This is a genomic window from Variovorax sp. GW822-FHT04A09 (assembly GCF_058801005.1).
Window position 1 is genome coordinate 123,079 of the sequence record NZ_JBXAMV010000009.1, and the last position, 12,430, is coordinate 135,508.

Annotated in this window: 7 protein-coding genes; 4 read left to right on the forward strand and 3 right to left on the reverse strand. The window is 69.4% G+C overall.

The genetic code is table 11. The features are described 5' to 3' along the window. Nucleotides 1–57: 57 nt before the first annotated feature. The 3 genes from AC1RLW_RS30905 to AC1RLW_RS30915 all read right to left on the reverse strand — a co-directional run bounded on the left by AC1RLW_RS30905 (nucleotide 58) and on the right by AC1RLW_RS30915 (nucleotide 5,475). The gene (locus AC1RLW_RS30905; RefSeq protein WP_493196196.1) at nucleotides 58–3,276 is read right to left on the reverse strand and encodes a bifunctional cytochrome P450/NADPH--P450 reductase; all 3,219 of its coding nucleotides are present in this window, start codon (nucleotides 3,274–3,276) and stop codon (nucleotides 58–60) included. A 216-nt stretch (nucleotides 3,277–3,492) separates the two neighbouring features. Beyond that, nucleotides 3,493–4,752 (reverse strand): branched-chain amino acid ABC transporter substrate-binding protein, encoded by a 1,260-nt coding sequence (locus AC1RLW_RS30910; protein WP_159274664.1) that lies wholly within the window; start codon nucleotides 4,750–4,752, stop codon nucleotides 3,493–3,495. Nucleotides 4,753–4,785: 33 nt separating this feature from the next. Beyond that, the gene (locus tag AC1RLW_RS30915; RefSeq protein WP_492732648.1) at nucleotides 4,786–5,475 is read right to left on the reverse strand and encodes a TetR/AcrR family transcriptional regulator; all 690 of its coding nucleotides are present in this window, start codon (nucleotides 5,473–5,475) and stop codon (nucleotides 4,786–4,788) included. A gap of 85 nt (nucleotides 5,476–5,560) precedes the next feature. Here AC1RLW_RS30915 and AC1RLW_RS30920 point away from each other — a divergent pair, with 85 nt between their 5' ends. From AC1RLW_RS30920 to AC1RLW_RS30935, 4 genes are all read left to right on the forward strand, one after another. After that, complete coding sequence (locus tag AC1RLW_RS30920) at nucleotides 5,561–7,204, forward strand: AMP-binding protein (RefSeq protein ID WP_493196197.1); 1,644 nt, start codon at nucleotides 5,561–5,563, stop codon at nucleotides 7,202–7,204. Nucleotides 7,205–7,217: 13 nt separating this feature from the next. Further along, nucleotides 7,218–10,514: a carboxyl transferase domain-containing protein gene (locus tag AC1RLW_RS30925; protein ID WP_493196198.1), complete on the forward strand. Its 3,297-nt coding sequence runs from the start codon at nucleotides 7,218–7,220 to the stop codon at nucleotides 10,512–10,514. 66 nt (nucleotides 10,515–10,580) lie between these two features. After that, complete coding sequence (locus tag AC1RLW_RS30930) at nucleotides 10,581–11,915, forward strand: GDSL-type esterase/lipase family protein (protein ID WP_493196199.1); 1,335 nt, start codon at nucleotides 10,581–10,583, stop codon at nucleotides 11,913–11,915. Nucleotides 11,916–12,027: 112 nt separating this feature from the next. Beyond that, nucleotides 12,028–12,402: a YXWGXW repeat-containing protein gene (locus AC1RLW_RS30935; RefSeq protein WP_070063838.1), complete on the forward strand. Its 375-nt coding sequence runs from the start codon at nucleotides 12,028–12,030 to the stop codon at nucleotides 12,400–12,402. Nucleotides 12,403–12,430: the final 28 nt, after the last annotated feature.

Below are 12,430 nucleotides of genomic sequence, written 5' to 3' on the forward strand. Positions count from 1 at the left end.
CAAGAAAAAAGACCGGCGAATGCCGGTCTTCTTCTTTGGGGCTCCAGAGTGGGTTCTTCAGGCCCCGGCCCACACGTCGAGCACGTAGCGCTGCTCGGCAATCATCCTGTCCATCCACGCCGCGCTGTCCTGCCCGTGCTCGCGCGCGAGGTCGCTGAGCGTGCGCCGCACGTCGGGCTCCATGCGCGAGCCGTCGCCGCACACGTACACCACGGCGCCCGCTTCGAGCAGCTTCCACACGGCCGCGCCCTGTTCGCGGATCAGGTCCTGCACGTAGACCTTGCGGTCGCCGGCGCGCGAGAAGGCCGTGTGCAGCTTCATGAGGCCGCGGTGCGACCAGGCCTGCAGCTCTTCGGCGTAGATGAAGTCCTGCTCGGGATGGCGGCAGCCGAAGAACAGCATCGCCTCGCCCAGCGCCTCGCCGCGTTCGACCTGCGCCGCGCGCGCCTGCAGGAAGCCGCGGAACGGCGCCAGGCCGGTGCCCGGGCCGATCATGATGAGCGGCCGGTTGGCGTCCTCCGGCAGGCGGAAGCCCTCGGCCGTGGTCTCGCGGATCACGCCGTGCACCGTGTCGCCGGCCTCGGCGCGCGCCAGGAAGTTGGAGCACACGCCCTCGAAGGTGCCGTTGCCCGACAACGCGGGCGCGCTCACCACGCCCACCGTCACGCTGCAGCGCCCCGGCGTCATCGTCGGCGACGAGGAGATCGAGTAGTAGCGCGGCGACAGCGGCGACAGCATTTCCAGGAACACCGCGAACGGCACCTGGCAGGCGCGATGCTCCTCGAGCAGCTCCAGCAGCGACTTGCGCTTGTGCAGCACCTCGGCCTTGTACGCGGCCTGCGAGGCCTCGTCGCTGCCCGACAGCGCCTGCAGCTTCGGCTTGGTGAAGGGGCACTCGGTGTGCGCCGCCAGCGTGGCGATCTGCTTGCGCGTGGCCACGTCCTGCAGTTCGACGTAGTCGCCCAGCAGGCGGTCGACCGCGATGACCTGGTCCACCGGCAGCGCCGCCTTGCGGCCCGGCACGGCCGAGAGCCGCACATGCGCCGAGCGGTCGAAGCCGAAGCGCGCCATCGCGCGCTCGACCTGCGCCGGGCTGTTGCGCGGCACCACGCTCAGGTGGTCGCCGGGCACGTAGTTCACGCCCTCGGGCAGCATCAGCTCGACGTGCCGCGTGGAGCGCCCGGCCTCGCCGTTGGCGCCGGCGCTTTGCAGTTCGCGGTTCTCGATCACGCGCAGCGGCACGGCGCCCAGCGCATCGACCAGCGCGTTCTTCTGTGGCGGCGGCAGCTCTTCGAGCGTGTACAGCGGCTCGGCCTCGGCCGGCGTGTCGGCGCCGTTCTTGATGTCGAAGGTCTTCACCAGCGCAGGCCACAGCGCGTCGCTCCAGTCCTGGAAGGCGCCGTCCATGTCCTCGCGCGCATCGCCTTCGCCGCGCTCGTGCACGCGGTCGGCGCCCAGCGCTTCGAGCCGTTCGTCGATGCGGCGCGGCACCGCCTGGTAGGTGGCGGCCCAGTCGGTGTTGCCGCAGCCGAAGACGCTGAAGCGCACGCCGTTGAGCGAGTCGTCGGCCTTGTCGAGCCAGCGGTGGAACTCCGCCGCGTTGTCGGGCGCCACGCCGTTGTACGAGGCGCAGACGATCGCCACCGCGCCGCTGGCCGGCAGCCGCTCGGCGTAGTCGTCGAGCGAGGCCAGTTGGGTCGAGAAGCCGCGCAGCTCGCCGGCCTCGGCCAGCTGGCGCGCCAGGTCTTCGGCGGTGCCGAGGTTGGAGCCCTGCAGCACCAGCAGCGAGGTGCCGTGGCGCGCCGCCTGCGGCTTGCGCGCGGCGGGCTTGGCCGGCGTGTCGGGCGTGGCCGCCGCTTCCACGGTGCCGCGCGGGCGCGAGGCCGGGTCGCGCAGCAGCGCCTTGATCTTGAAGTTCTCGGGCTTGATCGTCAGCGCTTCCTTGATCTTGAGCTTGTAGCCCGTGTGATCGACGAGGTTGAAGCGCTGCAGGATCATGCCCAGCGTGAGCACCGCCTCCTGCAGGGCGAACTGCCGCCCGATGCAGGCGCGCTGGCCGTTGCCGAAGGGCTTGAAGGCGTTCACCGGACGCTCGCGCTCGGCCTCTCGGCTGAAGTGGTCGGGGTTGAACTGGTCGGCGTCCTCGCCCCAGATGCCCTTGTCACGGTGCAGCGCCAGCGCATGCATGATGACCATGTTGTTCTTCTTGATCGTGTACTGACCGCCGATCTTCGTGTCTTCCTTCGCGCGCATCGAGATCGCGGGCGCGGTCGGGTACAGGCGCAGAGATTCCTTGAGCACCTGCATCACGTACTGCAGCCGGTTGACCTGCGCGTAGGTGGGCTTTTGCGTGGTGTCGCCGCCGAACACGCTGTCGACCTCGGCCTGCGCCTTGGCCATGGCCTCGGGGTTGTTCAGCAGGAAGTAGATGGCGAACGACAGCAGGCCGCTGGTGGTCTCGTGGCCCGCGATGAGGAATTCGATGCACTCGTCGCGGATCATCTTGTCGGTGAGCTTCTCGCCGCTCTTCTTGTCCACGCCCGCGATCATGTAGCTCAGCAGGTCGGGCTTGGTGGCGATGTCGGCACCGCTCGCGCGCCGCTCCTCGATGATGTCTTCCACCATCTTGTGCATGTAGCGGATGTCCTTGCGCTGCTGCGCCAGCTCCTTCTTGAGCATCAGCTCCTCGAGCGGAATGCCGCGCCGGTTCTGCACCGTCTCCAGCGTGCGCACCATCGCATCGACGAAAGGATGGAAGCCCTCGCGGTAGAACGAGTTGAAGCGGTAGCCGAAGCCGCACAGGCCGATGGTGTCGAGCGTGAGCGCGGTCATGTCGCGCACCACGTCCACCTCTTCATCGAAATTGAGGCGCTCCCACTTGGTGACCAGCTGCCCCGCGATGTCCAGCATCATCGGGTGGTAGGCCTGCATCGCGCGCTGGCTGAAGTTGGCCAGCAGGATGTTGTGCGGCTTCGACCACGTCTCCTCGTGCGTGTCGGAGGTGAAGAGGCCGTGCGACGCGGCCCGCAGCCGGCGCAGTGCGCCGCGCGTGCTCTTGTCGAAGCGCGGCTCTTCGCACAGCTCGTCGACCAGCGCGGGCGACGACACCACGATCACCGGCATGCCCGGCATGTCGAGCCAGTAGATGCCGCCGAGGTCCTGCGCGATCTTCCACATGTCGAGCACCGGCGAGTCGGAGCCGATGGACAACAGATTGCCGACGAAGGGTTTCTTCGCCGGATGGGGGATCGGATGGAGCGAGTTCTTTCCTGCCATGGTGTACCTTGTTGTGCCTTCGGTATGGACCCGCTTCGGATGTCCGGGATGCGAATCCGGAGTATCCCGATGGCACAGGGGGTGGGCAGGACGGGGTTTCCCTTAGGAGGCGACGGGGGCGTTCACAGAGTCAGCGTGATCGCCATTCACAGTGCAGCCGCGGTCCACGGCGTGCCCCTGTCCGGTGGCCCGGGCACGTCCCCCGAAAGCATTCCATCAGGGCCGGACCATCTTGCAGTCGGTGCCTTGCGCCAGCTCGTTCCCGGTATAGACCGCATCGGTGCGGAAGCCGTAGTTGGTGCCTTCCCAGCCTGTCTTCACCGCCTTGCCGTCCACCGGCGCGATGGTGTTCACCACCTGCGGCAGCAGCAGCTGGTGGTCTTCGCCGCGCATGCGCACCGGGCCCACCACCGAATCGAAGCTCAGGTCTTCGAGGGCGCGCGCCACCTTCACCGTGTCGGCGCTGCCGGCCTTGGCGATGGCGGCGGCCAGCAGGCGCGGCGTCAGGTCGATGCGCGGCGCGAGGAAGTCCTTGCCCGTCTTGGCCTTGTAGGCCTTGGCCAGCGCGTCGACCTTCGGCGTGTCGGCCTGGCCCGGGTGCCATTCGGCCACCCAGGTCAGTTGCCCCGTCTTGGCCTGCGACACGGCGGTAACGGTGCCCGGCACCGAGCCCGCGCTGTGGTTGAAGTAGCGCAGGTTGTAGCCCGCGTCGCCCGCGGCCTTCTGCAGCAGCGTCATGTCCTGGCCCCAGTTGCCGGTGATGACCGAGTCGGCGCCGCTTTGCTTGATGTTGGCGATGTAGGGTGCGAAGTCCTTCACGCGGCCGATGGGGTGCAGCGTCTCGCCGACGAACTGGATGTCGGGGCGCGCCAGGCCCACCAGCTGGCGGCCGTAGCTGGCCCACTGCTTGCCGTGGGCATAGTCCTGGTTCAGCAGGTAGACCTTCTTCACGTCCGGCGTCTTCTTGATGTAGTTGGCCAGCGCCTTCATCTTCATCGCCGTGTTGGCCTCGGTCTGGAAGTGCCAGAAGCTGCAGCCCTTGCCGGTCATCTCGGGGTCGATCGAGGAGTGGTTCAGCACGATCAGCTCCTTGCCCGGGTTGCGCTGGTTCCAGCGCGCCACGGCCAGCACCAGCGCCGTCACCACCGACGAGCCCGAGCCGCCCGTGACGATCGCCTTGGCGCCCTGGTCGATCGCCGCCTGCAGCGCGCTCTGGCTTTCCTGCGCCGAGAGCTTGCTGTCGAACTGCAGCAGCTGCAGCTTCATGCCGCCGAGCACGCCGCCCTTGGCGTTGATGTCCTCGATGGCGTACTGCGTGTGCATCAACATCAGCTCGCCCACGTTGGCGAACGGCCCCGACAGCGGATCGATGTAGGCGATCTTGTAGGTCGGCTGCTGGGCCTGCGCTGCCGTGCCGGCGATGGCAAACAGAGAGGCAAGGGCGATCCGCGCCAAAGGCGCATGCGTGAGCTTCATGAAGTGTCTCCGGAGGGTGTGTGAAAGACGGGATCAGTTCTTCGCGCGCAGCCCGATCACGCGGCTGGCCAGCTTCGTGAGCTGTGCCACCACCTCGTCGGGCGAGAGGCGCCCGTTGGGGCGGTACCAGCTGTAGAGAAAGCCCGGCAGGCTGCAGGCCGCGAGCGCGGTGATCTTGGTTTCGTCGAAGTCGAGGTCGCCGTCGCGCCGGGCTTCTTCGAGCAGCGGGCACAGCAGGTCATAGAAGTGATGTGCGAGCTTCTTCTGCGCTTCGAGGTATTCGGGGCGGTACACCTGCGGCTCGCGGTACGCGAAGAAGGCCACCGGGTGGTGCGCGATGGTGGCGCGGATCAGCCCCTCGATGCCTTCCATCACCTTCTCGCTCGCGCGGCGCGGGTCGGCGGCGGCGAAGTCGAGCGCGGTGAAGCAGTCGACCGCGGGGCGCCACGACAGCGTCTCGAAGATCTCCTGCTTGTCGCGGAAGTAGTAGTACACGAAGGGCTTGGTCACGCCCAGCTCGCGCACGATCTGCGCCATGGTCGTGTTGGCGTAGCCCTGCGCGGCAAACAGCTGCGCTGCCGCCTGCAGGATGCGCTCGCGCTGCAGGTCGGTGCCCTGCGTGGCCGCGCGCTGGCGGCCCGTGCCCTGCGGCAGGTGCGGCTGCGCCGCCAGCGCCGTGTGCGTGGCAGAGGGTTTGTTCGGTGTCGCGGAAGTTATACCCATGGGTAGGATTGTTCGTGCACGATGCTGCATTGGCAAGCGCCGGCCATGCGCAGGCGGCTATCGATAACCCTGAGAAAGTGACGCCATGGAGACAACGCCCGCCACCCCGCAACGCTTGAAGGAACTGCCGCCGCGCGTGCAGCAGCCCCTGCACGCCTACCTGCGCGACCACGCACGCACGCGCGGCGACGCCACCGCCTGCCTCTGGTACGGCCAGGCCCTGAGCTGGGCCGAGCTCGACCGCGCGAGCGACGCCTTCGCCGCGCGCCTGCAGGCCCTGGGCGTGGCCAAGGGCGAACCCGTGGTGCTGTTCCTCAACAACTGCCCGCAGTACCTGGTGGCGCACTTCGGCATCCAGAAGATCGGCGCCATCGTCTGCCCGAGCGGGCCGCTCAACAAGGAGCACGAGCTGGCCTACCAGGTCAACGACCTGAAGGCGCGCGTGATCGTCGCGGCCGCGCCGCTCGTGCCGGTGGTGCGCAAGGTGCAGGCCGAAAGCGCACTGGCGCATGTGTTCGTCGTGCATTACGCCGACCTGCTGCCCGCCGAGCCCACGCTCGACCTGCCGGCCGAACTGGCCGCCGAGCGCACGGCCGAACGCAGCGTGCCCGAAGGCTGCGAAGATTTCCTCGCCGTGATGCGCAGCGGCGCCACGCCGCAGCCCGTCGCCATCGACATGGACGACATCGCGCTCATGACCTACACCTCGGGCACCACCGGCCTGCCCAAGGGCGCGATGCTCAGCTACGGCAACGCGCTCTTCAAGACGCGCGCCGCGGCCGACTGCAACGGCGTGGGGCTGGACGACGTGCTGCTGTCGATCGCGCCGCTGTACCACATCGCCGGCATGCTCATGGGCGTCAACGTGCCCGTGCTCAGCGGCGCCGCCTCGGTGCTGATGCACCGCTTCGATCCGCGCGCCGTGCTGCAGGCCATTGCCGCTTACAAAGTGAGCTGGTGGTACAGCATCGCGCCGATGAACGTGGCGTGCATGCAGGTGCCCGACATCGCCCGCTTCGACCTGTCGAGCCTGAAGATGAACCCGGTGACCAGCTTCGGCATCGCTTTCACCGAACCGCTGGCCGCGCAATGGCGCTCGCACGCCAACCACTGCAGCTCGTTCGAGGCCGCCTACGGCCTGAGCGAAACCCACACCTGCGACACCTACACGCCGCACGTGGCGCCGCGCTGGGGCACGCAGGGCGTGCCGGTGCCGGGCGTGACCATCCGCATCATCGACACCGAAACGCAGGCCGACATGCCCACGGGCGAGGTCGGCGAGATCGTGCTCACCAGCGCCGGCTCGTTCAAGGGCTACTGGAACAAGCCCGAGGCCACGGCCGCCACCCTGCGCAACGGCTGGGTGCACACGGGCGACATGGGCAAGCTCGACGCCGACGGCTACCTCACCTTCATCGGCCGCTTCAAGGAAATGATCAAGGTCTCGGGCTACAGCGTGTTTCCCGAAGAGGTCGAGACCATCCTCATCAAGCACCCGGCGGTGGCGCAGGCGGCGGTCATCGCGCAGCCTGACCCCGAGAAGGGCGAGGTCGTGAAGGCCTTCATCGTGCGCAAGCCCGGCGCCGCGCTCGAAGCCGACGCGCTCGTGGCCTGGGCGCGCGAGAACATGGCGAGCTACAAGGCGCCGCGCGCCGTGAGCTTCATCGATGCATTGCCCACCACGGGCGCAGGCAAGGTGCTGCGCCGCCTGCTCAAAGACAAGACCTGAAAGGCTTCCTCGCGTGTTTTCCAAAGTTCTGATTGCCAACCGCGGCGAGATCGCCGTGCGCCTGGTGCGCGCGTTGCGCGACCTGGGCATCGCCAGCGTGGCGGTGCATGCGCGCGACGATGCCGCTGCGCTGCATGTGCAGCTGGCCGACGTGGCGGTGGCGCTCGATGCGACCGGCCCTTCGGCCTACCTCGACGTGGCCGCGTTGATCGCGGTGGCGAAGGCGCAAGGCTGCGATGCGGTGCATCCCGGCTACGGCTTCCTCAGCGAGCGCGCCGACTTCGCACAGGCCTGCGCCGACGCGGGCCTGGTCTTCATCGGCCCCACGCCCGAGCAGTTGGGCCTGTTCGGCGACAAGGCCCGCGCCCGCGAACTGGCCGCGCAGTGCGACGTGCCCGTGATGCCCGGCAGCGCCGGTGCGGTGACGCTCGCGCAGGCGCAGGCCTTCTTCGCCGAGCAGCACGCGCAGGGCGCGGGTGTGATGGTGAAAGCCATCGGCGGCGGCGGCGGGCGTGGCATGCGCGCGGTGCTCACGGCCGACGAGCTGCCCGAGGCGCATGCGCGCTGCATGTCCGAAGCCAAGGCGGCGTTCGGCATCGAGGGCGTGTACGTCGAGCGCCTGATGCGCAACGCGCGGCACATCGAGGTGCAGGTGCTCGGCGACGGCAGCGCCGTGGCCAGCCTCGGCGAGCGCGAGTGCACGCTGCAGCGCCGCTTCCAGAAGCTGGTGGAGATTGCGCCCAGCCCCTCGCTGCCCGAGCCGCTGCGCGCGCAGGTCACGCAGGCCGCGCTGCGCATGGCCAAGGCCGTGGGCTATCGCGGCCTCGGCACCTTTGAATTCCTGGTGGATGCCGCGTCGACCACCCTGCCTTTCGTCTTCATCGAGGCGAACCCGCGCCTGCAGGTCGAGCACACGGTGACCGAAGCCGTGACGGGGCTGGACCTCGTGCAGCTGCAGATCGCCGTCGCGTCGGGCGACACGCTGGACGCGCTCGGCGTGGAGGCCGGCCGCACGGCGCCGCAGCGCGGCTTCGCGGTGCAGTGGCGCATCAACGCCGAGACGCTCGATGCGCAAGGCAACGCACGCCCCGCGGGCGGCACGCTCGCGCGCTTCGACCTGCCGGCCGGCCCCGGCGTGCGCGTCGACACGCACGGCTACGCGGGCCTGGCACCTTCGCCGCACTACGACACGCTGCTGGCCAAGCTCATCGTGCATTCGCCGTCGCCGCGTTTCGCGGACGCGCTGCGCCGCTCGCTGCGCGCGCTCGACGAATGCCACATCGACGGCATCGCCACCAACCTGCCGCTGCTGTGCGCCATCGCCGCGCGGCCCGAGTTCGCGACGCAGGCGGTGCACACGCGCTTCGTGGAAGCGTACCTGGGCGATCTGCTCGCCGACGCGAAGGCATTTGAAAAGCACACGAAGAAGGTCACCGCGCCCGCCGCCGCGAGCGCACCGGTGCAGGAAGAGGGCGAAGACGACGGCCTTACCGTCAAGGCGCCGATGCCCGCGAAGCTGGTGCAGTTCGAGGTCGCGGTGGGCGACGTGCTGCCCGCCGGCGCGCAGCTGGGCGTGCTCGAGGCCATGAAGATGGAGCACCTGCTGCACGCGCCCGTGGCCGGCCGCGTGCTGGCGCTGCTGGCCGCGCCCGGCGACTACCTCGTCGAAGGCCAGTCGCTGGTGCGGCTGGAGGCCGTCGATGCGCAGGGCGTCGAAGCGCAGGCGCGCGTCGCGCACGACCTCGACGCGATCCGCCCCGACCTGCAGAAGGTCATCGACCGCCATGCGCCTACGCTCGATGCGAACCGCAAGGCGGCCGTCGACAAGCGGCATGCGCAGGGCGGGCGCACCGCGCGCGAGAACATCGCCGACCTGTGCGACATGGCCGGTGACCCCGGCAACTTCATCGAGTACGGCGCGCTCGCCATCGCCGCGCAGACGCGCCGCCGCACGCTCGAAGACCTCATCGCCAACACGCCGGCCGACGGCATGGTGACCGGGCTGGGCAGCGTCAACGCAAAACAGTTCGGGCCCGAGAAGTCGCGCTGCGCCGTGCTGGCCTACGACTACACCGTGCTGGCCGGCACGCAGGGCATGCGCAACCACCACAAGACCGACCGGCTGCTCGCGGTGGCGCACCAGCTCAAGCTGCCGGTGGTGCTGTTCGCCGAAGGCGGGGGCGGGCGGCCGGGCGACACCGACATGCCGATCGTCGCGGGCCTGAACAACCACACCTTCAGCCAGTTCGCGGCGCTGTCGGGCAAGGTGCCGGTGGTCGGCATCGTGCACGGGCGATGCTTCGCGGGCAACGCGGCGCTGCTGGGCTGCGCCGACGTGATCATTGCCACCAAGGGCAGCAACATCGGCATGAGCGGCCCCGCGATGATCGAGGGCGGCGGCCTGGGCACCTTCGCGCCCGAGCAGATCGGGCCGAGCAGCGTGCAGTCGCGCAACGGCGTGATCGACATCCTGGTGGAAGACGAAGCTGCAGCCGTGGCGGCTGCGAAGCAGTACCTGTCGTACTTCCAGGGCCCGGTGAGCGACTGGCAGTGCGCCGACCCGCGCACGCTGCGCCACGTCGTGCCCGAGAACCGCCTGCGCGTGTACGACGTGCGCGCCGCGATGCGCGGCGTGGCCGACACCGGCTCGCTGCTTGAGTTGCGCGCGGGCTTCGGCGTGGGCATCGTCACGGCGCTGGCGCGCATCGAGGGCAAGCCGGTCGGCCTGATGGCGAACAACCCGCACCACCTGGGCGGCGCGATCGACGTGGAGGCGGCCGACAAATCCGCACGCTTCATGCAACTGTGCAATGCCCACGGGTTACCGATCGTGTCGTTGTGCGACACGCCCGGCTTCATGGTCGGGCCCGAGGTCGAGGCGCAGGCGCAGGTGCGCCACGTGTGCCGCATGTTCATGGTGGCCTCGCACTTGCGCGTGCCTTTCTTCGCGGTGGTGCTGCGCAAGGGCTACGGCCTGGGCGCGCAGGCCATGACCGCCGGCGGCTTCGACGCGCCCGTGTTCACCGTGGCCTGGCCCACCGGCGAGTTCGGCGCGATGGGCCTCGAAGGCGCGGTGCGACTGGGCTTTCGCAAGGAACTCGCGGCCGTGCCCGAGGGCGCCGAGCGCGACGCGCTCTTCAAGCAGCTGGTGGCGCAGCAGTACGCGAACGGCGAGGCGATCCACATGGCGCAGACGCTGGAGATCGACGCGGTGATCGACCCGGCCGACACGCGCACCTGGCTGGTGCGCGGCCTGGCGTCGGCCACGCGGCCGGCGGAAGCGGTCTCGGCGTACGTCGACACTTGGTAACGCAGGCTTAGACCTCGTCACCTGCGCGGGCAAGGCGGCTCCGTACACTGGGCCGCTTTTGCACGCATGAAGCTTCCTGCCCGCTGGCGCGTCCGTCTGCGCGACGCCGCCTTTTCCCCTGCACACTGGATGGCCGTTCTCGGCCTTGCGGTGCTGCTCGTGGGCGTGCAGGCGGTGTGGGCGGAGAAGGTCGAGCAGGCGGCGCGCCAGCCGGCCGAAGCGCGCTGGGTGGCGAGCTGGGCCGTGGCGGTGCTCGACTTCGCCGAGCTGGACGCGAACCCCGCCACGGCCGCCATCGGCGGGCCGGGCGACCATGTGTTCCGCGGCCAGACCTTGCGCCAGATGATGCGCCCGACGATCGACGGCGAGCGCATCCGCGTGCGGGTGTCGAACCGCTTCGGTAAGACGCCGCTGCGCATCGCCGCGGCCACCGTGGCACTGGGCACGGGCGGCGACGCCATCTCGCCGGCCTCGTTGCGCACGCTGCGTTTCGGCGGCCGCGCCACCGTCACCGTGGCGCCGGGCGCGGAAGCATGGAGCGACGGCGTGGCGCTGAACGTTGCGGCGGGCCAGGCCGTGGCCGTGAGTCTTTTTCTCGACCGCGCGACACCGTTCGCCACGATGTACCTGCTGTCCAGCGACACGGGCTGGCTGGCGCAAGGCAACGCCGTCTCGGCGCCCCGGCTGTCGAAGGCGGTGGCGCTGCCGATGAGCCACATCGTGACCGGGCTCGACGTGCTCACCACCAAGCCGGTGCGCACCGTGGTGGCCTTCGGCGATTCGATCACCGCGGGCGGCGGCGAGTCGGGCGATGGCGCCTACCCCGACATGCTCGCCACGCGGCTGCGCGACAGCTCGCAGGCCGCGCACGCGGTGTCGGTGATCAACGCCGGCATCGGCGGCAACCGGCTGCTGGTGAACGGCATCGGCCCCGACGGCCTGTCGCGCTTTGCGCGCGACGCGCTGGGCCAGAGCGGCGTGACGCACGTCATCGTGCTGCTGGGCACCAACGACATCGGCCGCGCCATCTTCGCGGGCATCCCCGGCCTCAAGGTGCCGCCGCACGACGTGCCCACGGCCGAGCGTGTCACCGAGGGTCTGGGGCAGCTCGTCAAGCAGGCGCGCGCCAAGGGCGTGAAGGTGCTGCTGGGCACCGTGCCGCCCTTCGGCAACACGATCTACGGCACCGACGCCAACGAGGCCATGCGCGAGGCCGTGAACCGCTGGGTGCGCAGCCGCCAGGATGTCGATGGCGTGGTCGACTTCGATGCCGTGCTGCGCGACCCGGCCGCGCCGCGTCAGCTGAATCCGACATTCGACAGCGGCGATCACCTGCATCCCAACCGCGCCGGCCACGCGGCCATGGCCGCGGCCATCGACCTGCGCGAATTGCAGGAGTAAAGCGCGTCCGCGGCAGCGAAACAGCTCTACACAAGATTTCGCGCAGCGCTTACAGGCGCTTCACACGGTCCCGGCAGCATGAAGGCTCCTCCAACAACCATGGGGCTTTCTCATGAAAACACTCGCAGTCGCTCTTTCCATCGGTGCCGCTTCGCTGCTGTCGGTGGGCGCCCTGACCGTTCCCACGGCCGCGCAGGCGCAGGCGGTGATCACCATCCAGGGGCCGCCGCCCCCGCCGCGCTACGAGCGCATGCCGCCGCCGCGTCGCGGCTATGTGTGGTCGCCGGGCCACTATGAGTGGCGTGGCGGTCGCCATGTGTGGGTGCGCGGCATGTACGTGCGTGCCCGCCCGGGCTATGCCTACCGCGCGCCGGAATGGCGCGAGAACAATGGCCGCTGGGAATACAACCGCGGCCGCTGGGACCGCGACGGCGACGGCGTGCCGAACCGCCAGGACCGGCGTCCGGACAACCCATATCGCAATTGATTGAGATGTAGCGTGCGCGGCGCGCCAA

Coding starts and splice junctions, on each gene's coding strand:
- AC1RLW_RS30905 (WP_493196196.1), bottom strand. CDS start 3,276: ATGGCAGGAAAGAACTCGCTCCATCCGATCCCCCATCCGGCGAAGAAA.
- AC1RLW_RS30915 (WP_492732648.1), bottom strand. CDS start 5,475: ATGGGTATAACTTCCGCGACACCGAACAAACCCTCTGCCACGCACACG.
- AC1RLW_RS30930 (WP_493196199.1), top strand. CDS start 10,581: ATGAAGCTTCCTGCCCGCTGGCGCGTCCGTCTGCGCGACGCCGCCTTT.
- AC1RLW_RS30910 (WP_159274664.1), bottom strand. CDS start 4,752: ATGAAGCTCACGCATGCGCCTTTGGCGCGGATCGCCCTTGCCTCTCTG.
- AC1RLW_RS30920 (WP_493196197.1), top strand. CDS start 5,561: ATGGAGACAACGCCCGCCACCCCGCAACGCTTGAAGGAACTGCCGCCG.
- AC1RLW_RS30935 (WP_070063838.1), top strand. CDS start 12,028: ATGAAAACACTCGCAGTCGCTCTTTCCATCGGTGCCGCTTCGCTGCTG.